This is a genomic window from Streptococcus australis (assembly GCF_047463015.1).
GTDB classification, from domain to species: domain Bacteria; phylum Bacillota; class Bacilli; order Lactobacillales; family Streptococcaceae; genus Streptococcus; species Streptococcus australis_F.
In genome coordinates, this window is record NZ_JASHER010000007.1 from 69,191 (window position 1) to 94,784 (window position 25,594).

Genomic DNA, 25,594 nt, shown 5'->3' on the forward strand with positions numbered 1-25,594 from the left:
CTGCAAAAACACAGACAGATTTCTTTACTCTTCGTTATGAAGTTTTAAAAAGAGTCTCAAGGATTGAACGCCAATTATAAAGAAGAACAATCCCAAAATATGTAACAAGAAGACACTAATAGATAGAGGACTAACAATGAGAAACAATCCTGTAAACAGTTGAATAAGGCCCCAAAATGTAAATTTCTTGGATAATTCTTCAGATCGTTTGGAAAGGTAATGAGCCTTTTTCAAACTCAAGGCAGACTTATACAAGAGCCAAATACCGAGTGTGATCGGAAAGACAATCGGCAAGGTCTTGTAGCCATATAGTAAGAGATAGACTGCAAAGACTAGCGAGACCACACTTTGAAATAAATAGGGATCCGACAAGGTCGCTTGGGTCCGTAGACGGTAGTAACGTGATAAGCGCGAAACTGAAATCAAGAAAAAACCCAGAGAAATCAACCAACTAAAGGTGGCAATTTTTTCGATTGGATTCACAAACAGAATAAAACCAATGCCACAAAATAAAAATGATGACAATAACAGACTGTATTTGCTAATATGATGCATTCTTCCTCCTTTAGTTTTCTGCCAACTCACTCAAGTACTCATACCGTTCATACTTGGCTAAGAGCCGCTCGTTTTCTTCATCCATCTGACGTTGGAGACTGGCCAACTTACCGAAGTCAGAACCATTCTCATTCATCTCAGTCTCGATGGTTGCGATTTTGTTTTCAATCTCTTCAATCTCACTCTCAATGGTCGCCCACTCCTGCTTTTCCTGGTAGCTCATCCGTTTCTTTTCTTCCCGGACTTTGACTACCTTTTCTTTTTCAGGTTTGCTACTTTCGGCAACCATTTCTAGCTCAAACTTTTTCTCATCTAAGTAATCCGTATAATTTCCAAAGAATTCGCGGATGCCACCATTTTCAAAAGCTAAAATTTTTGAAGCAACCTTATCTAGAAAATAACGATCGTGGCTAACGGTGATGACTGGTCCACCAAAGCCTTGTAGGAAGTTCTCTAACACTGTCAAGGTCGCGATATCCAAATCATTGGTCGGTTCGTCCAAGAGCAAGACATTTGGTTTTTCGATGAGAAGTTTCAAGAGATAAAGACGCTTCTTCTCCCCACCAGAAAGTTTCTCAATCAAGGTGCCATGGGTCGAACGCGGAAAGAGAAATTGTTCCAGCAGCTCCGCAATCGATGTAGATCCTGCACTAGTCTTGACTTCTTCTGCTACTTCTTGCAGGAAGTTAATCATCCGCTTACTTTCATCTAAACCTTCGATCTGCTGCGAGAAGTAAGCAATTCGCACCGTTTCTCCGATAAGGACCTTTCCAGCAGTCGGTTGGAGTTTCCCGGCAATCAGATTAAGCAGGGTTGATTTCCCAACACCGTTATCACCCACAATTCCAATCCGATCCTTGTTTTGAACCAATAGGTTAAACTGCTGCAGAATCGGCCCTTGGTCATAGGCGAAATCGACATCTTGAAATTCAATGACTTTCTTACCGATCCGACTAGTTTCAAAGGACATTTCCAAATCTGTTTCTGTTGTCTGGTCGGATAGGTCCTTCTTGAGGTCGTGGAAGCGATTGATCCGCGCCTGTTGCTTGGTAGCACGCGCCTGCGGTTGCCGACGCATCCAGGTCAATTCTTGCTTATAGAGCTGCTGCTTCTTGTGAAGAAGAGCCGCATCTCGTTCGTCCTGCTCAGCTTTCAAGCGGACATAATCCTGGTAGTTCCCTTGGTATTCAACTAGACCAGCACGATCCAGCTCAAAAATACGAGTTGAAATATTATCCAAGAAATAACGGTCATGGGTGATAAAAAGAACGGTTTTCTTAGAGTTCTTCAAAAAATTGGTCAACCATTCAATGGTATCAATATCCAAATGGTTGGTTGGTTCATCCAACAGCAGCAAATCATGGTCTCCTAGGAGTACCTGTGCCAGCTGGACACGGCGACGCAAGCCGCCCGATAAACTACCAACATTAGCAGATAGATCCTGAATGCCCAGTTTGGTTAGGACTGTTTTGACCTGGCTTTCGATCTCCCATGCATTGAGAGAGTCCATCTCCGCCATGACTTTTTCCAGTTTCACTTGCTGACTTTCATCGTACTGGCTCGTCAACAGTTCATACTGACGAATCAATTGGAGTTCTTTCACATCTTCTGACAACACTGTATCGAGGACTGTCTTGCTATCATCAAATTGAGGTTCTTGGGTCAGATAACCAATCTTATAATCATTCTTTGCAGAAAAAGGAGAACGATCTCCGTCATAGCCTGAACGACCAGACAAAACATCTAAGAGAGTTGTTTTCCCAGTCCCATTGACCCCGATTAGTCCAATCCGGTCCAGCTCATGAATGATAAAAGAAATCTCTTTAAAAACCGTCTTATCCCCGACGGACTTGGTTAGTTTTTCAACGATAAAATCGCTCATGCTTCTCCCTTCATCTCTTCAAGATAGTGGCTCAAAAAATTCCCAATCGCTTTTTTGTCATTCTCTAATTCACCATCTACAATGGCCCATTCAATGGCAGATAGCACTTGTCCTAGACTTGGACCTGGTTTTAAGTTGTATTCCTTCATCAGCATCCCACCATTGACTACAATTTCGTGTTTATCATGAATAGCTAGACTATCATACAATTCTTCGATGACTTGGTAATCTACGGGCAAGCCATGAGCCTGACGTAGTTCTTCCGCTGACAAGAGGAGATTGCGATCGTAACGATACACATCCCGACGATTTAAGCTGGCCTTTTCACGCAAGCGGTAGATTTCAACCAGCTGTTCTACCTTCTTAGCAAAGTCACGTGACGTTTTCCATTTCTTGAAAAAAGCAGAGACCTTATTCTCATCTAAGGTTAAGAGTAAGGCAGCCCAAGCTTGTTCTGAACTCGTAAAGGTATAGTCCATCTTCAGTTGGAAAAATTTCTCTAGTGACGAGCGACTATTCTGTAAGAGAGGAAGATACTGATAGCTCTGGCTAGCAATCACACCCTCCAAGCCCTTGCGCCAAAAAGGAGCTAAGAGGAGCTTATCCAATTCAATAAAGATACGCTCGACAGAGATTTTCTCCAACAAGGGGGCACAATCTGCCATGGCCTTAAAGGTCTCTTCTTCTAGATCAAACCCAAGACTGGCCTGAAAGCGAAAACCACGCATGATCCGAAGGGCATCTTCGTTAAAACGTTCTGTCGCTACACCTACAGCTCGTAAAACCCGATTCTCCAAATCTTCTAATCCGTTGAAGAGGTCAATAATTTCCCCTTCCTCACTCAAAGCAAAGGCATTGACTGTAAAATCGCGACGTTTGAGATCTTCTTCCAAGGAACGGACAAAATTAACCGCACTTGGTCTTCGAAAATCGACATAGACATCCTCTGTCCGAAAGGTTGTAATTTCATATTCTTGATGTTTTTCAAGAACCAAAACCGTCCCGTGTTCAATCCCGACATCAATGGTTCGCTCAAAAATAGCCTTGGTCTCTTCTGGGTAAGAGGAGGAAGCGATATCGACATCGTGGATGGGACGACCTAAAATGGCGTCTCTCACAGAGCCACCGACAAAATAGGCTTCATAACCAGCTCTACGAATCTTTTCTAATATTGGCAAAGCCTCCTGAAATTCAGAAGGCAGTTTTTTTAATCTCATAATAGATGTTCTAAACCATAGACAAGCTCATGACGCTTGACTACTTCTTTTACTCCTAGATTGACCCCTGTCATGAAGGACACCCGATCGTATGAATCGTGGCGTAAGGTCAATCCTTCTCCTTGACTACCGAAAATCACTTCTTGATGGGCTACCAGACCAGGCAAGCGAACCGAATGAATATGCATGCCTTGGTAGTTGGCACCGCGTGCACCTGGAAGGCTTTCTTCTTCATCTGGCGCTCCCTGCTCTTGTGGTTGACGAACCTGACTGATTAGCTCAGCTGTCTTCACAGCAGTCCCACTCGGTGCATCCTTCTTCTTATCGTGGTGCAACTCGATAATCTCTACATTTGGAAAGTACTTGGCTGCTTGCGCTGCAAATTGCATGAGCAATACTGCTCCAATGGCAAAGTTTGGCGCAATGAGGCCTCCAAGATTCTTCTCACGAGACAATTCAATCAAGTCAGTGATTTCTTCCGTTGTAAACCCTGTTGTCCCAACTACAGGCGCTAGTCCATGCTCCAAAGCAAAGCGGGTATGTTCATAAGCAACTTTAGGAATGGTGAAGTCAATCCACACATCCGCATCAAGGGACAAAATCCCTTCCTTGGTGGTAAAGATTGGAACACCTGCTAGTTCTTTTTCAGACGCATGGGGATCAATCAAGCCGACTAATTCTAGCTCAGGATCCTCTAACACCATGTGATAAGTTGCTTGACCCATTCGCCCTTTAAAACCTGCAATCACTACTTTAATCGGCATGTTTTCTCCTTATACTTTTGGTACAAAACTAATAGCAACGCTATGATTTCCTAAGTGTGTACCAATGACACTGCCAAAAGTCGCAAATGGAATCTCACCAGCAAAACCTTCTTGATGAAGAATATCGCGAAGTGTTTCTGCTTTATCCAGTGCATTCCCATGAATGATAATGATCTGATGGTCTTTATCCGCAGTTCCTTCTTTGACAATCTCAGCTAAACGTTTAATGGCTTTTTTCTCAGTACGAACTTTCTCATACACTTCAATCACGCCTTCCTCGTTAAAATAGAGGATGGGCTTGATGCTGAGAAGATTCCCAAGGATTGCAGCTCCATTAGAGAGACGGCCACCTTTGACCAAATGATTGAGATCATCTACCATAATATAGGCAGAAGTCCCATCGATTTGCATCTGAATATTGGCCAGGATTTCATCGAATGATCGACCTTCATCTGCCCATTTGATAGCTTCTTCGGCCATCCACCCAAGTGGGGCACTAGTAATCTTAGAATCTGGAAAAGCAATAGTTAGATTCGGGAACTCTTCCTTCAAATACTGGATATTCTGATAAAATCCAGAAATGCCAGAAGAAAGGAAAATCCCTAAAACATGGGTATAGCCTTTATCTTCTAGTTGCATCAAGAGTTCTTCTAATTCCGCGATACTAGGTTGACTCGTTTTCGGAAGTTCAGACGAAGCTTCCATCTTTTGATAAAACTCTTTTGCTGTCAGGTTTTTACCTTCTACGTAAGATACTCCATCAATGACAACTGGAATATCTAGGACAAATAAATTATCGTGTCCTCTTGATTCATCTGATAGATAGGCAGAAGAATCTGTGATGACTGCTAATTTCATGCATTAAAACTCCAAATTGATTCCTGGTAAATCAAGGGCGATTTCAGTAACTTCATAGGTCAGACGGTTCAGCATATTCAAGCAAGGACGAGCTAATTCTTCTACTTCTTCTTTGCTGAATTCGCTTGGCTCGCTGACTAAACGATTGTGAATGTGGTTGATTTGGGTAATGGTCCCGCTGATGACAAAGCCATCAAAGACAATCATATAGGTCAAAATGACAATTAAAGAGGTTGTCTTTAACTCTGTATCGCGTTGAATCAATTGAAAGTTGACGTCTACTTTTGTCTCGGGAGTACCATTTTCTTTTTCCCATTCAAAGTTACGAGCATCATAATGATACTGGCTGACAAATTCTTTTTCACGTTGGATATCCATACTTGTTCTCCTAAAAATAAGCGTTATGAAAATTATACCACAAATTAAATCAAGATTCTATTGCAGAACTATGTCTTTTCACACTGTTTTCTATCACAGAAAGAAGAAAAGAGAGTGGGACAGAAATCGGTAATTCGTTAGAATTCGATTTCGTCGTCCCACCTCCGCACAGTTGAGTAGGGCTGTAAAAGCTGATGAAATCAGCGTAGTAGAGCCCACTCAACCACTGCGTCTTGCTCGACAATCAAAAGACAATTGAAAGGCTAGGACTTTTGTCCCAGCCTCTGTTAGATATGATTAATTTTTAGGTTTGCGAAGCAATCCGAACAAGATACCACTTACGACTGCACCGATCAATACGAACAAGATGTAAAGAAGCGGATTTGAAGTAAGGGCAATAACGAAGATTCCTCCGTGAGGAGCCATCAGTTTCAATCCTGCGAGACCAACAAGGGCACCTGTCAATGCTGAACCTGCGATGAAGCTTGGGATGGCACGAGCTGGGTCAGCTGCACCGAATGGAATGGCACCTTCTGTGATGAAGGAAAGACCCATGATAATGTTTGTCAAACCTGAGTTGCGCTCTTCTTCTGTAAATTTGTCTTTGAATAAGACAGTTGCTACAAAGACTGCCAATGGAGGAACCATACCAGCTGCCATAACGGCTGCCATAACGGTTGAACCACCACTAGTAAGTGCTGAAGCTGTCAACGTACTTGTACCGAATACATAAGCCGCTTTGTTGACTGGTCCACCCATATCGACAGCCATCATACCACCAACAAGGAGACCAAGAAGAACTGCCGAGCTACCTGATAAGCTAGTCAAGAAGTTGTTCAAAGAGGTATTGATCGCTGACATTGGAATGTTGATAAGGAACATCAAGAATCCTGTCAAACCAACACCAAGTAATGGCAAGAGAAGGATCGAGCGAATACCATCGAGGGAACGTGGAAGACCTGCAAGTGCTTTGCGTAGGAAGAGAACGACTCCACCCGCAAGGAAACCACCTACCAACGCTCCAAGGAAACCAGATGATACGGCGGCTGGCAATTCGCCTTTAGCAGCACCGAAAGCGATGTTACCAAATGCCGAACCTGAGCTTGCAATGGAACCAGCAACGAAACCTGCTACAAAACCAGGTTTTTCAGCGATGGAGAATCCGATGTACCCTGCAAGTACAGGAAGCATGAAGCCAAAGGCTGCACCACCGATTGTTTTAAATTGAGCTGCTAATTCATGGTATGAACCAAGTTGAGACAATTGATCTTGAGGCACCCCAAGAATTTGGTCGATCAAGAAGGCAAGGGCGATCAAGATCCCACCACCGATAACGAATGGAAGCATTTGAGAAACCCCACTCATCAAGTGTTTGTAGAAAGCTCCACCCAAGCTTAATTTTTCTTGGCTAGCGCTAGCTTCTGCAGCATTTTCAGCGTGGAAGACTTCTGCTTTGCCATCCAGGATGTTTTGGATCAATTCTTCAGTCTGACGGATACCAGCTGCGACTGGTTTAGAGATCAATTTTTTACCATCGAAACGAGCGGTTTCAACTGCTTTGTCCGCTGCGATGATCACCCCTTCAGCTTTGGCAATTTCTTCAGCTGTCAAGCGGTTGCCGACACCTGATGCCCCGTTTGTTTCAACGCGGACCGTAACACCCATTTCTTCACCTTTTTTGATGAGGGCTTCTTCTGCCATGTAAGTGTGGGCGATACCTGTTGTACATGCTGTAACGGCAACGATGAGAGGCTTGTCAGATGAAGCTGCTTCTTTGACTGCTTCTGCTTTTTTGGCTTCTTCTGCTGCAGCTTCTTGCTCTTCTGCATCAAAGGCTGCGATCACTTGCTCAGGTGTGCTCGCTTGGCGAAGTTTATCCGCAAATCCTGGTTTCATCAAGTACTTAGACAATTCAGCAAGGGCTGCCAAGTGAGTATCGTTTGCTCCTTCTGGAGCTGCGATCATGAAGAACAAATCAGTCGGTTGCCCATCAAGTGATGCGTAATCAACACCTTTGTTTGATTTTGCAAACAAGACCGTTGCTTCTTTGACAGCTTCGTTTTTGCTGTGAGGCATAGCAATCCCTTCGCCCAAACCAGTGGAAGTTTGCGCTTCACGGTTCATGATGCCAGCTTTGAAAGTTTCAAAATCTGTCACCACACCATTGTCAACGAGCGATTGGACCATCTCATTGATTACGCCCTCTTTGTCTGTTGCTTGAAGATCAAACAACATCACGTTTTTATTTAAAACGTCTTGAATTTTCATAGTTTTTCTACCTCTACTTTTTCATAAATTTCTTTGATATAGTCCGCTGTCGCCAAATCATCGGAGAAAGTGGTCGCTGTTCCACAAGCCACGCCCCATTTGAAGGCTTCGATGACGTCTCCTGTCATTGCGAGCTTCCCAGTGAAGCCTGCCACCATGGAATCACCAGCCCCGACTGAGTTCTTCACTTGCCCTTTGATAGGTTTTGCGAAGTAGGTACCACTTGGACTGACTAGAAGAGCTCCATCGCCCGCCATGGAAATAATGACGTTTTGTGCTCCTTCGGCCAAGATTTCTTTGGCGTAGCGTTCAATTTCTGGCAATTCCGTCAAGGTCACTCCAAAAATGGCTCCCAATTCATGGTTGTTTGGTTTGACCAATTGGGGGTTGAACTCCAAGGAGTCAATCAAGGTTTGCCCTTCAAAGTCGCAAACCACTTGTGCGCCTGTCGCACGGGTTGCTGCAATCAATTGTTTGTAAACAGCATTTCCAAGTGAAGATGGGGCAGAGCCTGCAAAGACTACCACATCATCTGCTGATAAGCTCGATAGGATGCTAAGCAATTCTTGCAACTGAGCTTCCGTCACTTCTGGACCGTTGCCATTGATCTCTGTTTCCTCATCGGCTTTGATCTTGACATTGATCCGTGTATCTTGGTCCACGGTCACAAAGTTGGTTGAAATAGCTTCGCTCGTAAGGACATCTTCGATGAAGCGTCCGGTAAAACCACCGATAAACCCAGTTGCTGTGTTCTCGATATCGAGTCGCTTCAAGACACGACTGACATTGATTCCCTTACCACCGGCGAATTTATCTTCCGAAGCCATCCGATTGACCGCCCCTGTCTCTACATGATCGAGACGGACAATATAGTCAATGGCAGGATTCAGTGTTACTGTATAAATCAAACCTCTATAACCTCCGTTTTCTCTTTTAATTTAGAAAGGATTTCCGTATCCGAAGTATTAGTAATAATGGTTGCTCTCTTAACCGGAGCTACCTTGACAAAAGATGTCCGTCCAAGTTTCGACGAGTCTAGAAGAATATAAGTATTCTTTGCATTCTCTAGAATGGCGCGTTTAACGGCCCCCTCTTCAAGATCCGGTGTGCTGTACGACTCTAGGTCGACGCCATTCATTCCAATAAAAGCTCGATCAAAGCTCAACTGGCCGATTTGATTCAAAGCCATTCCTCCGATGCTAGCGTCAGTCGAAGTCTTGACCATCCCGCCGATGATGACCGTTGGAATGTCTCTCTCTACTAAACTAGCTGCATGGTGGATGGAATTAGTCACAACTGTTACGGTTGGGTTGGCCAATTCATGAACCAGTAATTCATTGGTGGTTCCTGCATCGATAAAGACAACTTCAAAATCTTTGATCAATTCTGCTGCTTTTTTTGCAATGGCAGATTTTTCTTGCACGTTTTTGATTGCTTTATCTTTATTGCTTTCTTCTTCCTGCAAGGAATGAAGACTTTCAGCCCCACCGTGAATTCGTCTCAGTTTATTCTCAGCTTCTAATTCATCCAAATCACGTCGAATCGTTGATTCTGAAGAGTTTAGCTCTTGAACCAAATCTTCAATAGAAACGATTCGCTCTTTGATAACCTTTTCTAAAATGATGTGTTTTCGTTCAGATTTTAACATACAAGCTCCTTTCGGAAACGATTACAAGGACTATTATACTATCTTATCTTTCAAAGTCAAGCATTAAATATCATTTTCTTTCATTTTTTGTCGTTTTTTCTATCAATTTCTTTCACTCTCTCTTTTAATCTCAGTATTTGACCATCCATCATAGCCCTGTGAATCCTTTTAAAAATCTTCAATTTCAACTTTCTTCACGTGAAAAAGAGAGTGGGACAGAAATCGGTCATTCGTTAGAATTCGATTTCGTCGTCCCACCTCCGCACAGTTGAGTAGGGCTGTAAAAGCTGATGAAATCAGCGTCATAGAGCCCACTCAATCACTGCGTCTTGCTCGATAATCCAAAGACAATTAAGAGGCTAGGACTTTTGTCCCAGCCTCTTTTTGTCATCAGAATAATCCTTCTTCCATTGGAAGTAATGATCCATCATGACTATTATTTATAATTGTAAGCCCAATAATAGTATCCATCTCCATTTACAACTGCTGCTACAGCTCCTTCAGTTGCGTTTGGATCTAGTAACAATTCACGCAAGCCACTGTTGAACCATTTTGTTGCCACAGTTGCTGAATCTTCTTCACGGCGAGCTACAAATCCAGTACTATCGTACTGTCTTGAGATTTGATTTGCTTTTGGAAGAGCAAGATTGTTGTAGATATCATCAGACCAAGTCAACTCTTTCAAGCCTTGAGCTTTTCTTAGTTCATTAATTTTGGTAAATGCTTCTTTAGCCTTATCTAAAGAAATATAGTTAGTGTCGTCTGTTGCTTCTACACGGAATACGAATTTCACATAGCCGAATTCAACGTCTTTGTATTCTTTTTCGTCAACACCACTCTTTAGATTAGCAATTAAGACATAGTCTTTTGCCCATGGGTTATCTTTTGATTGTTCAAAGAGTTCAGGGTCTTCAATTTCCCATTCTACTTTTGCATCCCAGCCAGCATTGTCAATGAACTTAGGATTCATTTTCTTAATGACATAGTCCTTAAACTCTTCGACGTTTTTAAACGGTAAAGGTTGGCCGGCTTTGACTGTTTCCACCACATTGGTAGAGTATAGTTTCACGCTTGAGTCGCGATCGCTATAAGCATACTCGTCATCTTTTGCATCTTCGTGGAATTTTGGATCGATGGCAGGGTCAGTTGGATCAGTCATACCTTGAAGTTTCCATTTTCCATCAATCCACTTCCAGTACGCAGAATATCCTGTAGCTTCAGTATCAGATGGTACATAGTAGTAATGAGTTGTCCCATCAAAGTAATAGTTCTTATCATTACGCAATGCAGCTGATCCAGGCTTACCAGGTGGGTAGACCAACTTAGGAACACGTCCGTTTGGTGCCCAAGGAAGGTGTTCTAATCCTTCTGCTGGTGCTTCAACATATGGTGGAATTTGGTTTTCACTTGGCTGATCTGTTGTTACTAAACCATCATTACCAGGTACTTCAGGTTGAACCGGCACTTCTGGCTTCGGATCCGCTGGATTCTCTGGAGTTGGGGTGAATGGATCAAACTCACCATCTGCACCTACAAATGGAGGATTCTCAGGGAAGACCAAGTTACCAGTATCTTCTGGTGTAGCCGGTTCTGAAGGTTCCACCGGTTGGTCCGGTTTATCAGTTGGGTTTGGTTCCTCTGGTGTTGGAGTAGGATTTGGAGTAGGTGTTGGAGTATCCGGCGTTACAGGGTTTTCTGTTTCACTAGAATTTTTTACAAATACCCATTTACCATTCTCATAGTAATAGTAATCCCCATTCTCTAATAAATAATAATGGTAACCATTCTCATAAAGGTAATGCGGGTCGTTGGCTAGATTATTTCTAGAGTTATTACGATTGGTCAACGGTTGCCACTGGCCATTACGGTAGATCCGGTAAGTGCCATCATTCATGCGATAGTAGTGATTACCATTCCAGTAGATGTAGTTTTCATCACGTGTGAGATTGTTGTAGCCATAGTAGTTATTCCAATTGTTATAACCATAGTTATAGCCGTAATTTCCATAGTTATAGCCGTAATTTCCATAGTTATAATTGTTGTAACCATAGTAATAATCATAATTATTATACCCATAGTTATAGTTGTAATTATTATATCCATAGTTACTGTAGCTTGGGGTATAGTAGCTATAGGCATAACGACTTGTATTCCAGCTATAGCTTTCAGCTTGAACGTTTGACGCAGCAAAAACTGGAACTGCTACAGCAGAGGCCAAGATAGCCCGAGTTACATATCTATATTTTTTATCCATATCAATAATCTCCATTAGGATAGTATTATAAATAAAAAGGATGAAAATACCTATGCATAAGTTTAATTTGGCTGTTTTTCCAGTTTATATAGGGTTTGAGAGCTCCTGAATGAGATATTCATTTATTTCTAAGGCCTATTTTTAAAATGAACACTTCAGTCAGATTCCCACATATTTTTGCCTAAAAAACTGATAACAACAGCATATTTAGTATCGATACTTTTTCTTCCTTTGTGAGAATTATAACACAGAAAGTTTTGAATAGCAAATAATTTGAGTACCTTCTTATTTTACTCATAGAACTATACTCATTCTTTATACAGCTATTATTTACTTCATTTTTAGCCTTTCAAATGGTATGGTTATAAAGGATAAAACAATAGGATAGTATTATACTATTGTTTTAGAAGAGCAGATTAGGCTTCACGCCTATGTAATTTTTTGCTGTTTCTACAATCATCTAGAATATACAAAAAGAGAGAACGAATTCGCTCTCTCTTTTAAGCAGTTGCTAGATGACATTTTTACAGCTATTGGTCTTTTTTAAACCCAAGTCCTCGGAACCATTTAGATAATCCCTTTTTACTCTTTGCTTCTTCTCTTTCTGCAGTTTCTTGAAAGTCATCTTCAGCTTGTAACGAATTCTCTGTTTGACTAGAATCATGTGGAGAAAGTTGAGCCGGATAAGTTCCTTCTTCCTCTCCTGCTACTGCAGATTTTTCTTCATCTTCACTTGATTGAATCTTCTCTATCCGACTCCTGAAATCTCTAGCCTCTTTTTGATAAGCCATAAAGATTTCAAACTCTGCCTCAAATTGTACTTTTTTCTCCTCGACTTCAGTTTTAGCAGAGGCAACCAAGGCTTGCGCATCTACTAGCAATTCAGATGCATCGGTGAACAGTTTCAGATGCCCTTTGACTTGTGCTAATTGATTTTTTGCAAGTTGAAGTTGTGCCTGTGCTCCTTCAAGCTTAGATGCAGTCTCTCTCGCTGCATTTTGTAAAACTTCTAATTGCTTTTTATCTTCCTCTAGTGCTAAAATGGCATTTTTCAAGGCCTCTTCTTTGGGGATAATCGCTCCCTGTATACGAGCTCGTGAAACTGCCAGTGAACTTGCTGCTTCCTTGGTCTCTGTTGACGCAGCTCGCCATTTCTTCATCGCTAAAGCTAGCTTGTTTTGAGCACGCGCTAATAGTTGCTCATGACTTGCAAGAGAAGTCTTGACATCGAATAAATGACCAGAAAGGATATTGATGCGGGATTCTTGATTTGTTCTTTCAACTTTTAGACTCTCCAAAGCATTTTTGACAGTCTTTACATCCGCTTTTGTCGTCCTTGCATTGGCAACGTTTCTCACCCACTTTGTCAGTTCTTCACTGGTATAAAGGGGGGATGACTCTTCAAAGAAAGCTACTTGAGATACCTCTAAATCTGGATCATAGGCAACTGAAATGGCCTTATATTGATTCCCCATCATTTGGACATAGTGTCCAATCTTAGCAAATAACTCCGCTCCCACTTTCTTAGAGATTTGGCTAGGATCTAGTTGACTTTCATCTATTGGTAAACCGTATTGATGAGCAATTTGATGATACAGTTCCTTTTCACTATACCAGAAGGCAACAGCCTCCCTAGGCCGATAGCCCCAAGCAATCAATTCATTCTCTTGCCAGTTGGACAGGGCTTGTCCATGGTTTTGATGATAGTGCGTTTGAAGTTGACTAACCGGTAATTGATAAGGAGCGACCAAGAGCTCACCTAAACCTGCCTGGCGACGGTACTGATTAATGGTATCTACAATTTCTAACGCTTTTAGGACGTTATCTAATCTAGTGGCCTTTCCACCTGTCAGCTGGTCCTCTACACGCCCACGATGATAAAGCGACATAGCTTCAACAGCACCTTGGTCACCAGCCTTGGCCCACTCCTCTAACAAAGTCTCATAGCTTGTCTCTTGAAGATTGATTGGACTAGCCATGGCCGCTTCACGGACTTTTTCTAACTCTACTAATTTTTGGGAGATTTGATAAGTTAATTTTTCAACTTTTTTCTGTACTCCCGCAATTTCGCTGGAAACTTGCTTTAAGACATAGGGCGCTTTGGATTGAGTTTCTGTCAGATTTAGCACTAAGGTTTGAGCTATTTTTAATTCGTTTTGCGCCTGCTCCTCTTTTAGCTGTGCCTGTGCTAATACTGCCTCATCATTCTGGATGGGTTGTTTGGCTTTTCTTAATTCATTTCCTGCGATATCAACAAGTAACTGCTGGGCAGCAATTTTATTCTCTTGACTCTTTATGGCAGAACGAACTTGACTATCAGCCTCACTTGCTTGGCGTACCTTTTCTTGTTCTAGAGTAACAACTGCCTCAGCAACCGCAATTTCATTTTCAGTTTTGCCAAGGGATGTTTGATTGGATTCTTCAATCATCGTTTCAGTTGTCTCTAGGTTTGCTTCAGCAGCTTCCAGACCTGATTTGGCGACATTGTATTCAGATTGAGCCTGGTTCAGCCGTAACCGTTGGTCTTCGACTCTTTTTTCAGCTTTTTGCAATTGGTCATGTAAGATATTTTTATCCATAAAACTTGAATCCATTTCAGTCACATCCGTCGATTGCTGATCGGCAGGATCGTTCTGGACAATCTCTTCAGCCTGTGCCTTATGGCCGGACAAACCTGAAAAGAGGGTTGTCGCTGCGACACCCGTTGTAAAGACTGATTTTCCTATTTTTTTGCCCATTGCAAACACCACCAACACTTTTTCATATCTGTTATCTCTCCATAAGGATACCACATTTTGTTACCAATAACTAGTAGGATGAGGAAGATTTTTTCTATTAATTTTAGGGCAAAAGAAAAACAGCAAATGCTGTTATTCTTCTTGTTTAATTTGCTCCAACATCTTCTCTTCTTCTGGAGTCAAGTCATAGTTTTCAAGCAGGTCTGGACGACGCTCTAGTGTCTTTTTCAAACTCTGATAGAGACGCCATTGACGGATATTTTCATGATGCCCACTCATGAGGACATCTGGAACTGTCATCCCTCGATATTCATAGGGCCGTGTGTATTGAGGGTATTCTAGAAGGCCGGACGAGAAACTATCATCCTGGTGGCTGGACTCTTTTCCGATCACTTCTGGAATCAAGCGTACTGTCGCATCAATCATGGTCATAGCAGCTAGCTCACCACCGGTTAAGACATAGTCTCCAAGAGAAATCTCATCTGTCACCAGGGACTTGATCCGCTCATCGTAGCCTTCATAGTGGCCACAGATAAAGATCAATTCTTCTTCTTGAGCTAACTCTTCTGCATAACCTTGATCAAAAGTCCGCCCAGCTGGATCTAGTAAGATCACGCGCGGATTCTTTTTCTCAATGGCATCAAAGGCATCGAAGATCGGCTGCGCACGTAAGAGCATGCCTTGCCCGCCACCATAGGGTTCATCATCCACGTGTCGTGCCTTCTCTGCATTTTCGCGGAAATTATGGTAGTTAATCTCAAGGAGTCCCTTTTCACGCGCCTTTCCGACGATGGAGTGCTCCAGGGGTGAAAACATCTCTGGAAAGAGGGTTAAAATATCAATCTTCATCGTCTAACCCTTCCAAGATATCCACATCCACCCGATTTCCTGGGATATCAATATTGAGGACTACTGGTGGGATATAAGGCAAGAGAAGGTCGCGTTTTCCTTTGCGCTTCACCACCCAAACATCATTGGCACCCGGTTGAAGGATCTCCTTAATCTGACCGATGAGTTGGTCATTTTCATAAACATCAAGGCCAATGATCTCGTGGTAGTAAAACTCGCCCTCATCCAAATCAGTCAAGGCTTCTTCGGCAACCTTGAGGCTAAAACCCTTGAATTTTTCAATGGTATTGATATGGTACATATCTTTAAACTTGATGATATCGAAGTTCTTGTGCTTGCGGTGACTGGCAATGGTCACCGTTTGGACAAACTGATCCTTCTCATCAAAGAGAGCCAACTCTGCTCCTTTTTTAAAGCGCTCTTCCGAAAAGTCTGTCACAGACAAGACCCGCATCTCACCCTGCAAACCCTGCGTATTGACGATTTTCCCAACGTTATAATAATTCATTTTATTCTTTACATTCCTCTTTTGATTAATCTATCTTTACAGTTTTCTAATAAGAGTTGCAATTTTTTCCGATTCTGACCAGTGTAGATAGTGGTGGTTACCACCTAGAATGAGTTTTGTATTAGAATTCCAATATTCTGAATCTCTGTACTCTTTTTCTCTGTACGCCTGACAAAATATGAAAACAGGAATATTATCTGCTAATGACAAACTATCAAAATCTTCAGCAGTAATATTTACAGATATCTGAAATCCAGGAACTTGCTTTTCCAATTCCAAGCCCTTTTCTTCCATCAATCCCCAAATCAGTCTATCAGTTTCAGGTTCAAATGTTGCTTGAGTTAGTCCCTTAAAATATTTTTCCTGACCACATTCTTCAATCATCCTGATTTGCTCTTCCATTTCTGGATAAGGATTTTTTGAAAAATCAGCAAACATTATATTTTTTGTTGTTGGTTCAATTGCTATCAAGGCTTGACACTTAATTGGTTGACTCATTAACTTTAAAGCCAAAACACCACTTAAACTATGAACACAAAGTATATAATCGGAAATTTCCAATCCTTTCAAGATTTCGTATATCGCTTCAACAAGATTATCCAAATTAATTCCTGTTTGACTATGAATCGGACTCCTACCTGTATTCGGAAAATCAATCGCTAGGTAACCTATTGAAGAAGGAAGTTTTTCAAGAATTGGTAGAAAATTTTCATAACTCGGTATCAAACCAGCACCATTTAAACAAACTAGAACTTTATTTCTCTTTTTATAAGTAACAGAGAAACAACCAATCTTTGTAGTTACTTCAAATCGGTTCATATCAAAACAACTCTTTCTAAACAACAATTCACTTAACAACCTTACGTTTTATTTTATCACGTTCATAGGATTTTCTCAAATGGACTTCCCACCCAGAAACTTCTCCAAAACCTTTCCTTGCAACAAAAAAACGGGACAGAGTCCCGCCTTTTATTTTTCGTCAATAACGATTCTTACTTTTTTATCTTCAGTTGGGACAGAGTAGACAATCGTTCTTATCGCAGAAATGGTGCGACCTTTCCGACCGATCACTCGACCAACATCGCTAGGATCAAGGTCAAGGTGGTACTCCAAGAATTCAGGAGTATCTTCGATCTTGATGGTTAAGGCATCCGGTTGTGAAATCAAAGGTTTCACAATTGCAATAATAAGATTTTCAATCGTATCCATACATCAACCTACTTTATGATTATTTTGAGAATTTAGAATCGTGGAATTTCTTCAATACACCTTCTTTTGAAAGGATGTTACGAACTGTATCTGAAGGTTGAGCTCCATCAGCCAACCATGCAAGAACGCGATCTTCTTTCAAAGTTACTTGGTTTTCTTCAACAAGTGGATTGTAAGTTCCAACTGTTTCGATGAAACGACCATCACGTGGTGAACGTGAATCTGCTACGTTGATACGGTAGTAAGGTTTTTTCTTAGAACCCATACGAGTCAAACGAATTTTAACTGCCATTTTTATAATTCTCTTTTCTATATTTTAATTTTCGGTGAAATAGACAAGCTATTTAGCACATGATCTATTATAACACATTTTAAAGACCTGTCAAGAAAAAAACTTGACACTATTAAAAATTTTTTTATTCGATCTCAAAGCTATAAGATTCAACCTTTGGGGAATTAGATTCAATCACATAGTTTCCAGAAGGAAGTCCGCTTACATCCAAGCGTTTCCCTTCAAATTCTTTAGGGAGAGATGTCACTGTGATGGTAAAGGAAAAGCCCTTAATTTGGCGGTAGTTAGCATAATCCAAGGTCAGAATCCCTCGAAGATCTGTTTCTCCAGCTTTTTCAGCAGCTAGTAAGTCTGTTGCCAATTGATTCTCGAAATCGGGATTTTCGATTGGGAACTGGAGACGAACCTCACTTACCTCTAAGCCCTGTTTACGAAACTCTTCTTTTATTTCCTGAGTCAGTTTTTGAAAACCTTGAGATTCAGCGAAGGCTCTTTCGAAAAATGGTGCAACAAGCCAGCTTTTGGAATGGTAAGCTAGCTCTTCTGCCGTGTCATAGTTTTTCCCACCTTCTTCTTTGGATAGATGAGTAGCATAGGGAAAGTCAAACTGAACCGTTTTTCCCTCAACCCTTTCTTGATAGCTATAGGCATATTTAGTCGACATCCCATGGAGTTCAGCTGCTTTAAAACTTAGGTCTCCTTTAAATCCCGCTTCCTGATAAAAGCCAGAAATTTGCTCTTGGATTTCTTTTTCTTCTTGATTAGTAAAATAAAATAGAAAACAAATTAAGAGAGCGACCACTGTGGCGAATGCAAGAAGCAGATAGCGAAGCCATCTTTTGATGGTAACCCTTATTGATTTAAATTTATTCATTCCACCATGATACCAAAAAACTAGCTTAACAGCTAGTTTGAAATAAGTTTTTACTTAAGGATATCCAATAACGCTTGATAGTCAGCAACGACATATGTCGGTACTGCTGGACTGGTATTTTCTTTGTGATCCGGATTATACCAGACGGTATCAATCTCCGCAGCATTGCCCCCAGCGATATCCGCTGTCAAAGAATCCCCAATCATGAGGGCTTGTTCCTTGGTAAAACCAGGGATCAAGTCACCAATCTTTTCATAAAAGGCCACTTCAGGTTTTTGGGTCCCTAATTGTTCAGAGATAAAGATCTCTTTGAAATAAGGGGTAATGGCCGACTGCTTCAAGCGTCCTTGCTGAATAGCAGTAACACCGTTGGTAGCCCCATAGAGCTGATAACCCCTTTCTACCAACTCTGCCAGCAAGTCTTCCGCTCCAGGGAAGCTCTGTCCCTGTTGGCTAATATAATCCTGGTAGCGCAAAGCCATCTCTTCACCATCTACCTGTCTTCCAAAATGAGCAAAGGCAATCGCGAACCGGCTGTTAATCAAGTCTTTCTTGCTAATTTTCTTTTGTTCCAAATCTTTCCAGAGCCCTTGGTTCATAGGTTTGTAGTAATCCTTAAAGGCTTGAATATCTTGAACCCCCTGATCTTGGAGGAATTGCGTTAAGGCCACTTCCTCCGCTGTATCAAAGTCCAACAAGGTGTGGTCTAGGTCAAATAGTAAAAATGAATATGTCATTACAAACGATCCTTTAATTTTTCTACAAATAAATAGGCTGCTGGGCAAGTGAGGGTATTCTTGATGGTCAAATGATTGATCTGGTAGATCTTCTTGCGGTCTGTATGAGGAAACTCTCGACAAGCTTTAGGCCGAACATCGTAGATGGAACAGAGATTGTCGCCACCCAAGAAAGGGCAAGGCATGGATTTAAAAACCTTATCTCCATCTTCATCGACTTCTAAAAACTCTGCTTCAAAGGCAGGCAACTTCATCTTGAAATACTTGGCAATGCGCGTGATATCCGCTTCTTTAAAATCGGGTCCTAGGGTCTTACAGCAGTTGGCGCAGGCGGTACAATCAATTTCTTGAAAGACTTCATCGTGAATCTCTTGCGCTATTTTATCTAGATTTTTAGGGGGTTTCTTTTTCAGATTCGCCAATACCTTGCGGTGCTCTTTTTGTTTTTGGAGCGCTAACTGATGGTATTTTTCTAAGTCAATTTCTTGAGACATAAACTACTTTCTAATTGCTAAATGGATAAGAGCATTATACCATAGAGACCGTAAAAAAGGGAGTGGGACAGAACTCCGACTAATTAAGAAGAGTTCGTTTTCCCACCCCCGCACAGTTGATTAGGTTATCTTTGGAGCTAAAAAGCGAACAAAGATACCAATCAACCACTGCGTCATGTAGTTATTTCTATTAAACATTAATGACTGAATAGTTTAAGCCAAACTCTCACTTGATTAATCCGTCACGGCACCTGTTCCATCAAGGCTCCAAGTGTTTTCTACATAGGAGGTTAATTGAGCTAATGTTTTTTCATCTCCAAGACAGGCAATGTAATACAACTTCCCATCTATTTGAAAAAACCAGCAAGTAACATATCGACCCGACTCAAGAATCATGTTTAATTGGATGGCTACATTTCCTCCAACTTTGCTAGTAGATCTCCACGATTTTACTACTTTATTTATTTCGTTCAAGTCATTCTCAAATCTTTGAGCCATCACTTCATTAAAATCTTCTTCTTCGGCGACACCCGCTCTTTCTCTAGTAGTAGCGTTCAAAATAATCGCATTATCCACGCTTTTATCTGAGTATTGGATATTATCTCCACCTTCTTCATTTGTATATTTTACCCAGTCACTTGGAATATTGACATACCCTTGATCTGCTGATCCAATTCGTTTCGTTTCTGCGAAACTCTTATCATTATCTGATATTTCTTCCTTTACCTTGCTACTTGATTTTGTTGTTTCTTTTGCCACATTCGTGGAACTAGATGGTGCTGACGATTTACTAGACTCTTTCTTTGGACTAGTACAAGCAAAGAGACTGACAACAGACAAAAACGTAACTGACGCCAGTAAGAACTTATTTTTCATCTTTCTCTCCTCTATGATAGATTATATACACTACTCTAACATCTTATACTCTATTTTAAAAGGACCAGTTTAATTTCTTACCAAAAAAAGAACTAATTCAAACTGACGAACTGTTTGAATTAGTCCCTGCTTTCTTAAGGATATACAACCTGAGAGATTCTTTGCTAACCAGGTTGTAAGAAGTTAATTGTTCCAAGAAATAGAACTTAATGACTGCGTCCAAATCTTATTCTATCATGTATTGAAAATTGGTGATAATGAAACCAACTTCCTCACGAATGCATTAGGCTTTTGGACCTTTCTCATCCAAACTCCAAGTTTCCTCAATGTATGGAATGAATTGAGCCAAGGTCTCTTTATCTCCTTCAAAAGACATCAAGTATACCTTATCATCCTTTTGGAAGACCCAAGTAATGAGGTACTGTCCAGATTTAAGGATAATATTCAGCTGCAAGGCTTCATTCCCTGAGACAGTGGTTGTAGCTCCCCACATTTTCTCTACTTCTTTATTGTCTTTCCAATAGTAAGCAATTCGGTTCGCAATCAACTCTGCGTTAAAGACTTCACCTTCACCGACATTTGCTTTCTCTTTAGTATACCCGTTCATAGTAACGATATTATAAGCACTTCCATCCGTAAATTGAATGCTGTCTCCACCATCTATATCTGTAAATTTAATCCACTTACTTGGAATATCGATATAACCATAATCGGCAGAACCAACCCGTTTGGTTTCGACAGAACTCTTGGTATCATCCGATGATTTTGACTCTACCTTACTAGATGTTTTTTTGCTAGATGATTTTTTACTCTTTTTCACCACCTCAGTGGAACTAGACTCAGATGACAATGGTTTTCTAGACTCTTTTTTAGGAGTGCTACAAGCTACAAGAGCAACAGCTGACAAGACCGAAACGGTCGCAAGTAAGAACTTATTATTCATCTTCCCTCTCCTTTGTGATGGATTTTGATACCAATAGTTTATCACGTTCTACTTAGATTTGAAAGCACTATTTGTCTAGCCCGATAGAAAAACGTCCCTATCGGGACGTTCGATTTGTTCTATTATTCCAGAGAGAAGCTTATTCCTCATCCATTGACAGAACTGACAAGAAGGCTTCCTGTGGTACTTCTACTGAACCGATAGCTTTCATTCGTTTCTTACCGGCTTTTTGTTTTTCAAGAAGCTTCCGTTTCCGTGAGACGTCCCCACCATAACACTTGGCCAAGACGTTCTTCCGAAGGGCCTTGATATCTGTACGGGCCACGATCTTATGACCGATAGCTGCTTGGATAGGCACTTCAAACTGTTGACGAGGGATAATCTTCTTGAGCTTCTCAACAATCAGCTTACCACGTTCATAGGCAAAGTCCTTGTGAACGATAAAGCTGAGGGCATCGACAGTATCGCCATTGAGAAGGATATCCATTTTAACCAATTTAGATGGACGGTATTCAGACAACTCATAGTCAAAGCTAGCATAACCACGAGTAGACGATTTCAATTTATCAAAGAAATCAAAGACAATTTCCGCCAGTGGGATTTGATAGATGACATTGACCCGATTTTCGTCGATGTAATCCATAGTCACAAAGTCCCCACGTTTGCGTTGGGCCAATTCCATGACCGCTCCAACAAACTCTTGCGGTACCATGATTTGTGCTTTAACATATGGTTCTTCGATCGAAGCGATTTTGGTTGGGTCTGGAAACTCAGATGGGTTAGACACATCCAGCACTTCTCCATCTGTCAAATTGACCTTGTAGATTACTGACGGTGCCGTCATGATCAAATCAATGTTGAACTCACGCTCCAAGCGTTCTTGGATAACATCCATGTGAAGGAGACCCAAGAAACCACAACGGAAACCGAAACCAAGGGCTTGAGAAGTCTCAGGTTCAAATTGAAGACTAGCGTCATTGAGTTGCAATTTTTCCAGTGCTTCCCGAAGATCATTGTACTTGTTGGATTCGATCGGGTAAAGACCAGCAAAGACCATTGGATTCATTTGCTTGTATCCATGAAGAGGCTCAGTTGCTGGATTAGTAGCCAAGGTCACAGTATCCCCGACACGAGTATCCGCAACCGTCTTGATAGAGGCTGCGATATAGCCAACATCTCCAGTCGCAAGGAAGTCACGACCCACTGCTTTAGGAGTAAAAATCCCAACCTCAGTCACATCAAAGGTCTTGCCATTACTCATCAACTGGATGGTATCGCCTGGCTTCACAAGCCCATTGACCACACGGACTTGAAGAATGACTCCCCGATATGGGTCGTAAACCGAGTCAAAGATCAGGGCTTGCAATGGAGCAGCAACGTCCCCAGTAGGAGCTGGAACCTTCTCGACGATTTGTTCCAAAATCTCTTCGATCCCAATTCCAGCCTTGGCAGAAGCTAGGACTGCCTCACTGGCATCCAAGCCGATCACATCTTCCACTTCTGTCCGCACACGTTCTGGATCTGCAGCTGGTAAGTCAATTTTGTTAATGACTGGCAGGATCTCCAAATCATTGTCCAGTGCCAGATAAACATTGGCTAGGGTCTGCGCCTCAATCCCTTGAGCAGCATCGACTACTAAAATCGCACCCTCACAGGCTGCGAGCGAACGAGAAACCTCATAGGTAAAATCCACGTGTCCTGGTGTGTCAATCAAGTGGAAGATATATGTCTCCCCATCTTTAGCCGTATAGTTCAATTCGATGGCATTGAGCTTGATGGTAATCCCACGTTCCCGTTCTAGATCCATGCTATCTAGGAGCTGAGCTTGCATTTCCCGACTAGAAACGGTCTCGGTTTTCTCTAAGATTCGGTCCGCCAAGGTTGACTTCCCGTGGTCAATGTGGGCGATAATCGAGAAGTTCCGAATTTTCTCTTGTCGTTTCTTTAATTCTTCTAAATTTGGCATAATCATCTTCCTAGTAAAATTAATCGTACTCTTCATTATAACAAAAAAGATAGGCCTTTGCCTATCTTAATTCATTATTTTCAAAAATCGCTTCTGCGTTCTATTTCCCTCATAGCCTATTCGTTCGTAAAAAACATGGGCTTCTTTTCGATGAGAGGCAGAACTCAAACGAATAAAGGCATAGTTATGTTTTTTGAGCAAGAGGTTCAATTCGCTCCATCAACTGCCGACCGATCCCACATCCTTGGGCAGAAGGGAAAACAGCAAGTCCTAAAACATTTAAACCAGGATCGCTATATATACTCTCATAGGCTTCAGCTTCGACATAACCAAGAATATTGCCTGTTTGGTCATCTTCGTATACAAAGCAAAAGTGACCCGAGTCTGGCTCATTAAATTTATCGATCTGAGCTGCTACTTTCTCAAGGGTCGAATCATACTCCAATGCTTGGTGGCACAAATCTCGAATTTGACCTGCATCTTTAACTTGAACGGTACGAATCATACTTCACCTCCATGAAGTCTTTTTTATTTATTCTATGCCTTATCCCTAAAAAAATCAAGCATTAAAAATATGTTAACAGATTATTGAATCATACTATTTAATTCGAATTGAAATAATTAATTAACAATAAAGGATTTCTATTTACTTTTTCGATTTAATTCGCTATAATGGATTGTAATGTAAAAGGAGGTGAAGCTCTTGGCAAGAGGACGTGGAAAAGCAAGCCCACAGGATAGAGAGGCTTTGCGTATTATTTCCGAAAAAATAAGAGAACTATTAAAGATTCAAAATAAGAAACAGGTCGATTTATCTCGTACAACCGGTATTCCAGCTAGTACTTTAACGGGCTATGTGAAAGGCACTTCTCTCCCAGTCAGTGAGAACTTAGAAAAGATCGCTAGCTTCTTTGAAATTCCCATCTCTGATCTTGACCCACGTTATGGTCAACCAGATACCTTGGAGGATTCTAAGATTGAATTTATCTATAAGCAACTAGATGAGGATTTTCAAGACTCTCTCTTAGAGGAAGCCAATCGCTTATTGGTTTTACAAGCGGAGCGCAAGCGTATTGAGAAGAAATATACACCCTATACAGTCTTTGACAGTTATGCTGCGAGTCAAAGTGCTTCTAAGGGAGATTTAGTTTGGTTTGATCAAAAACTAGCCTATGATTTAGCACTTTGGATTCATACTGACTCGCTAGAGCCAAAATATCCAAAAGGATCTGTTGCCTTAATCAAGCAAACTTTCTATGATACTGCTGGTGCCATCTATGCTATTGAGTACGATGGGCAGACCTTGATTAAGCGTGTCTTCCGTGAAGCCCAAGGAATCCGTCTTGTTTCCCTTAATAAAAAGTATAGTGACAAGGTCATCCCCTTAGAAGAGGAACCAAGAGTAATTGGAAAAGTCATTGCTAGCTTTCTTCCTGCTAAGGAGGATGAGTTATGATCCGATTGATTGCTATCGATTTAGATGGAACTCTTTTATCACCAGATAAAACCATTAGCCCTGCTAATCGGCAGGCTCTTTTAAACGCTGAAGCTGCTGGCGTAGACGTCGTCATTTGTACGGGACGCCCCCTATCTGGTGTCCGTCCAATCTTTGAAGAAATTGGTTTCAAAAGCAACCATTCCTATTCGGTGATTAATAACGGTTGTACCACTGTCAAATCTTCAGATTGGTCCGTCATTACCTATGATGCCTTATCTGAAGAAGATTTGGTTTATCTCGATCAATTGACTCAGGAAATTCATCCTCAATTAAGTTTATTCGATTTAAATCGCTATATCATTTTGAATCGGGATCCTTCAGAAATAGCCAAAATGGACGCTAGTATCGTTTCTGCTGTGCCTGTATCATTGGGATTGCAAGAAGTCCTTGAGGCACAACCAATTTTCCAAGGGATGTTTATTGATCAGAAAGAGCAGATTGATGCCTTTCAAGAGACCTATGAGGAAGCATTAGCCCAGCGCTTCCACACCATTCGCTCTCAACCTATTCTCTTTGAAATTCTTCCCAAAGGCGTAAACAAAGCGACTGGTTTAAAAGCTCTTGCTGAACACCTCGGTATTCCTAGAGAACAGATCATGGCTATCGGCGATGAGAACAACGATATTGAAATGATTGAGTACGCAGGTCTTGGAGTAGCTATGGGCAATGCTCCAGATGCTATCAAAGCCTTGGCTGATGTCACAACAACTTCTAACGAAGAAGACGGCGTCGCCACTGCTATCAAGCGCTATGTTTTACAAGCACAGAACTAGAAAAGGAAAAACA

General features: G+C 41.4%; 24 protein-coding genes and 1 pseudogene. 2 read left to right on the forward strand and 23 right to left on the reverse strand.

Annotation, left to right across the window (positions count from 1 at the left end):
- Positions 1 to 24 precede the first annotated feature (24 nt).
- The 23 genes and pseudogenes from QM873_RS07515 to QM873_RS07625 form a co-directional block, all read right to left on the reverse strand.
- Positions 25 to 555 carry a DUF308 domain-containing protein gene (locus QM873_RS07515; RefSeq protein ID WP_006597344.1) on the reverse strand — a complete coding sequence of 177 codons (531 nt, stop codon included), beginning with the start codon at positions 553 to 555 and terminating at the stop codon, positions 25 to 27.
- Between the two features lie 10 nt (positions 556 to 565).
- Positions 566 to 2,437 (reverse strand): ABC-F family ATP-binding cassette domain-containing protein, encoded by a 1,872-nt coding sequence (locus QM873_RS07520; RefSeq protein WP_414279093.1) that lies wholly within the window; start codon positions 2,435 to 2,437, stop codon positions 566 to 568.
- Entirely contained in the window at positions 2,434 to 3,654 is a 1,221-nt protein-coding gene (locus QM873_RS07525) for a CCA tRNA nucleotidyltransferase (RefSeq protein ID WP_414279094.1), read from the reverse strand. The genes QM873_RS07520 and QM873_RS07525 overlap by 4 nt, the downstream gene beginning before the upstream one ends.
- The gene (dapB, locus tag QM873_RS07530; protein ID WP_195347829.1) at positions 3,651 to 4,418 is read right to left on the reverse strand and encodes a 4-hydroxy-tetrahydrodipicolinate reductase; all 768 of its coding nucleotides are present in this window, start codon (positions 4,416 to 4,418) and stop codon (positions 3,651 to 3,653) included. Before dapB ends, QM873_RS07525 begins: the two co-directional genes overlap by 4 nt.
- A gap of 9 nt (positions 4,419 to 4,427) precedes the next feature.
- Entirely contained in the window at positions 4,428 to 5,276 is an 849-nt protein-coding gene (locus QM873_RS07535) for a DegV family protein (RefSeq protein WP_414279095.1), read from the reverse strand.
- Between the two features lie 3 nt (positions 5,277 to 5,279).
- Positions 5,280 to 5,654, reverse strand: coding sequence for a DUF1149 family protein (locus QM873_RS07540; RefSeq protein WP_006596301.1), 375 nt, complete (start codon positions 5,652 to 5,654; stop codon positions 5,280 to 5,282).
- A 297-nt stretch (positions 5,655 to 5,951) separates the two neighbouring features.
- On the reverse strand, positions 5,952 to 7,922 hold the full coding sequence (locus QM873_RS07545; RefSeq protein ID WP_414279096.1) for a PTS fructose transporter subunit IIABC: 1,971 nt from the start codon (positions 7,920 to 7,922) through the stop codon (positions 5,952 to 5,954).
- Positions 7,919 to 8,830, reverse strand: a complete 912-nt coding sequence (gene pfkB / locus QM873_RS07550; RefSeq protein ID WP_023023333.1) for a 1-phosphofructokinase — start codon at positions 8,828 to 8,830, stop codon at positions 7,919 to 7,921. The genes QM873_RS07545 and pfkB overlap by 4 nt, the downstream gene beginning before the upstream one ends.
- On the reverse strand, positions 8,827 to 9,570 hold the full coding sequence (locus QM873_RS07555) for a DeoR/GlpR family DNA-binding transcription regulator (protein WP_023023334.1): 744 nt from the start codon (positions 9,568 to 9,570) through the stop codon (positions 8,827 to 8,829). Before QM873_RS07555 ends, pfkB begins: the two co-directional genes overlap by 4 nt.
- A gap of 436 nt (positions 9,571 to 10,006) precedes the next feature.
- Positions 10,007 to 11,824 carry a CAP domain-containing protein gene (locus QM873_RS07560; RefSeq protein WP_023026859.1) on the reverse strand — a complete coding sequence of 606 codons (1,818 nt, stop codon included), beginning with the start codon at positions 11,822 to 11,824 and terminating at the stop codon, positions 10,007 to 10,009.
- A 530-nt stretch (positions 11,825 to 12,354) separates the two neighbouring features.
- Positions 12,355 to 14,562 carry a coiled-coil domain-containing protein gene (locus tag QM873_RS07565; protein WP_414279098.1) on the reverse strand — a complete coding sequence of 736 codons (2,208 nt, stop codon included), beginning with the start codon at positions 14,560 to 14,562 and terminating at the stop codon, positions 12,355 to 12,357.
- A gap of 132 nt (positions 14,563 to 14,694) precedes the next feature.
- Positions 14,695 to 15,411, reverse strand: coding sequence for a tRNA (guanosine(37)-N1)-methyltransferase TrmD (gene trmD / locus QM873_RS07570; RefSeq protein ID WP_023026860.1), 717 nt, complete (start codon positions 15,409 to 15,411; stop codon positions 14,695 to 14,697).
- Complete coding sequence (rimM, locus tag QM873_RS07575) at positions 15,401 to 15,919, reverse strand: ribosome maturation factor RimM (RefSeq protein WP_414279099.1); 519 nt, start codon at positions 15,917 to 15,919, stop codon at positions 15,401 to 15,403. Before rimM ends, trmD begins: the two co-directional genes overlap by 11 nt.
- Before the next feature lie 36 nt (positions 15,920 to 15,955).
- Positions 15,956 to 16,738 carry an alpha/beta fold hydrolase gene (locus QM873_RS07580; protein WP_195213879.1) on the reverse strand — a complete coding sequence of 261 codons (783 nt, stop codon included), beginning with the start codon at positions 16,736 to 16,738 and terminating at the stop codon, positions 15,956 to 15,958.
- Between the two features lie 150 nt (positions 16,739 to 16,888).
- Complete coding sequence (kphA, locus tag QM873_RS07585) at positions 16,889 to 17,128, reverse strand: RNA-binding protein KphA (RefSeq protein WP_003001620.1); 240 nt, start codon at positions 17,126 to 17,128, stop codon at positions 16,889 to 16,891.
- A gap of 19 nt (positions 17,129 to 17,147) precedes the next feature.
- Positions 17,148 to 17,420, reverse strand: a complete 273-nt coding sequence (gene rpsP, locus QM873_RS07590; RefSeq protein ID WP_006596292.1) for a 30S ribosomal protein S16 — start codon at positions 17,418 to 17,420, stop codon at positions 17,148 to 17,150.
- Between the two features lie 124 nt (positions 17,421 to 17,544).
- On the reverse strand, positions 17,545 to 18,294 hold the full coding sequence (locus tag QM873_RS07595) for a hypothetical protein (protein WP_414279100.1): 750 nt from the start codon (positions 18,292 to 18,294) through the stop codon (positions 17,545 to 17,547).
- Positions 18,295 to 18,344: 50 nt separating this feature from the next.
- Complete coding sequence (gene pynA, locus QM873_RS07600; RefSeq protein ID WP_270285394.1) at positions 18,345 to 19,031, reverse strand: pyrimidine 5'-nucleotidase PynA; 687 nt, start codon at positions 19,029 to 19,031, stop codon at positions 18,345 to 18,347.
- The gene (locus QM873_RS07605) at positions 19,031 to 19,525 is read right to left on the reverse strand and encodes a YkgJ family cysteine cluster protein (RefSeq protein ID WP_023023349.1); all 495 of its coding nucleotides are present in this window, start codon (positions 19,523 to 19,525) and stop codon (positions 19,031 to 19,033) included. The genes pynA and QM873_RS07605 overlap by 1 nt, the downstream gene beginning before the upstream one ends.
- 234 nt (positions 19,526 to 19,759) lie before the next feature.
- The gene (locus QM873_RS07610) at positions 19,760 to 20,401 is read right to left on the reverse strand and encodes a hypothetical protein (protein ID WP_414279101.1); all 642 of its coding nucleotides are present in this window, start codon (positions 20,399 to 20,401) and stop codon (positions 19,760 to 19,762) included.
- 283 nt (positions 20,402 to 20,684) lie between these two features.
- A complete protein-coding gene (locus QM873_RS07615) occupies positions 20,685 to 21,344 on the reverse strand; it encodes a hypothetical protein (protein ID WP_414256563.1) in 660 nt (219 codons plus the stop codon).
- A 139-nt stretch (positions 21,345 to 21,483) separates the two neighbouring features.
- The gene (lepA, locus tag QM873_RS07620) at positions 21,484 to 23,310 is read right to left on the reverse strand and encodes a translation elongation factor 4 (protein ID WP_414279102.1); all 1,827 of its coding nucleotides are present in this window, start codon (positions 23,308 to 23,310) and stop codon (positions 21,484 to 21,486) included.
- A gap of 66 nt (positions 23,311 to 23,376) precedes the next feature.
- Positions 23,377 to 23,815 (reverse strand): annotated as a pseudogene (locus QM873_RS07625) (GNAT family N-acetyltransferase).
- Between the two features lie 198 nt (positions 23,816 to 24,013).
- On the opposite strand from QM873_RS07625, the gene QM873_RS07630 reads away from it, so the two are divergent.
- Together QM873_RS07630 and QM873_RS07635 are read left to right on the forward strand one after the other, a co-directional pair.
- On the forward strand, positions 24,014 to 24,766 hold the full coding sequence (locus tag QM873_RS07630; RefSeq protein ID WP_123160510.1) for a LexA family transcriptional regulator: 753 nt from the start codon (positions 24,014 to 24,016) through the stop codon (positions 24,764 to 24,766).
- Positions 24,763 to 25,581, forward strand: coding sequence for a Cof-type HAD-IIB family hydrolase (locus QM873_RS07635; protein WP_123159146.1), 819 nt, complete (start codon positions 24,763 to 24,765; stop codon positions 25,579 to 25,581). The genes QM873_RS07630 and QM873_RS07635 overlap by 4 nt, the downstream gene beginning before the upstream one ends.
- Positions 25,582 to 25,594: the final 13 nt, after the last annotated feature.

What these genes read in the sequence shown, in the direction of transcription:
- QM873_RS07520 (WP_414279093.1), bottom strand. Translation starts at nt 2,437, where the DNA reads ATGAGCGATTTTATCGTTGAAAAACTAACCAAGTCCGTCGGGGATAAG.
- rimM (WP_414279099.1), bottom strand. Translation starts at nt 15,919, where the DNA reads ATGAATTATTATAACGTTGGGAAAATCGTCAATACGCAGGGTTTGCAG.
- dapB (WP_195347829.1), bottom strand. Translation starts at nt 4,418, where the DNA reads ATGCCGATTAAAGTAGTGATTGCAGGTTTTAAAGGGCGAATGGGTCAA.
- QM873_RS07580 (WP_195213879.1), bottom strand. Translation starts at nt 16,738, where the DNA reads ATGAACCGATTTGAAGTAACTACAAAGATTGGTTGTTTCTCTGTTACT.
- QM873_RS07565 (WP_414279098.1), bottom strand. Translation starts at nt 14,562, where the DNA reads ATGGGCAAAAAAATAGGAAAATCAGTCTTTACAACGGGTGTCGCAGCG.
- QM873_RS07605 (WP_023023349.1), bottom strand. Translation starts at nt 19,525, where the DNA reads ATGTCTCAAGAAATTGACTTAGAAAAATACCATCAGTTAGCGCTCCAA.
- rpsP (WP_006596292.1), bottom strand. Translation starts at nt 17,420, where the DNA reads ATGGCAGTTAAAATTCGTTTGACTCGTATGGGTTCTAAGAAAAAACCT.
- kphA (WP_003001620.1), bottom strand. Translation starts at nt 17,128, where the DNA reads ATGGATACGATTGAAAATCTTATTATTGCAATTGTGAAACCTTTGATT.
- QM873_RS07545 (WP_414279096.1), bottom strand. Translation starts at nt 7,922, where the DNA reads ATGAAAATTCAAGACGTTTTAAATAAAAACGTGATGTTGTTTGATCTT.
- QM873_RS07525 (WP_414279094.1), bottom strand. Translation starts at nt 3,654, where the DNA reads ATGAGATTAAAAAAACTGCCTTCTGAATTTCAGGAGGCTTTGCCAATA.
- QM873_RS07535 (WP_414279095.1), bottom strand. Translation starts at nt 5,276, where the DNA reads ATGAAATTAGCAGTCATCACAGATTCTTCTGCCTATCTATCAGATGAA.
- QM873_RS07560 (WP_023026859.1), bottom strand. Translation starts at nt 11,824, where the DNA reads ATGGATAAAAAATATAGATATGTAACTCGGGCTATCTTGGCCTCTGCT.
- QM873_RS07615 (WP_414256563.1), bottom strand. Translation starts at nt 21,344, where the DNA reads ATGAATAATAAGTTCTTACTTGCGACCGTTTCGGTCTTGTCAGCTGTT.
- QM873_RS07595 (WP_414279100.1), bottom strand. Translation starts at nt 18,294, where the DNA reads ATGAATAAATTTAAATCAATAAGGGTTACCATCAAAAGATGGCTTCGC.
- QM873_RS07610 (WP_414279101.1), bottom strand. Translation starts at nt 20,401, where the DNA reads ATGAAAAATAAGTTCTTACTGGCGTCAGTTACGTTTTTGTCTGTTGTC.
- pynA (WP_270285394.1), bottom strand. Translation starts at nt 19,031, where the DNA reads ATGACATATTCATTTTTACTATTTGACCTAGACCACACCTTGTTGGAC.
- QM873_RS07635 (WP_123159146.1), top strand. Translation starts at nt 24,763, where the DNA reads ATGATCCGATTGATTGCTATCGATTTAGATGGAACTCTTTTATCACCA.
- lepA (WP_414279102.1), bottom strand. Translation starts at nt 23,310, where the DNA reads ATGCCAAATTTAGAAGAATTAAAGAAACGACAAGAGAAAATTCGGAAC.
- QM873_RS07515 (WP_006597344.1), bottom strand. Translation starts at nt 555, where the DNA reads ATGCATCATATTAGCAAATACAGTCTGTTATTGTCATCATTTTTATTT.
- QM873_RS07540 (WP_006596301.1), bottom strand. Translation starts at nt 5,654, where the DNA reads ATGGATATCCAACGTGAAAAAGAATTTGTCAGCCAGTATCATTATGAT.
- trmD (WP_023026860.1), bottom strand. Translation starts at nt 15,411, where the DNA reads ATGAAGATTGATATTTTAACCCTCTTTCCAGAGATGTTTTCACCCCTG.
- QM873_RS07555 (WP_023023334.1), bottom strand. Translation starts at nt 9,570, where the DNA reads ATGTTAAAATCTGAACGAAAACACATCATTTTAGAAAAGGTTATCAAA.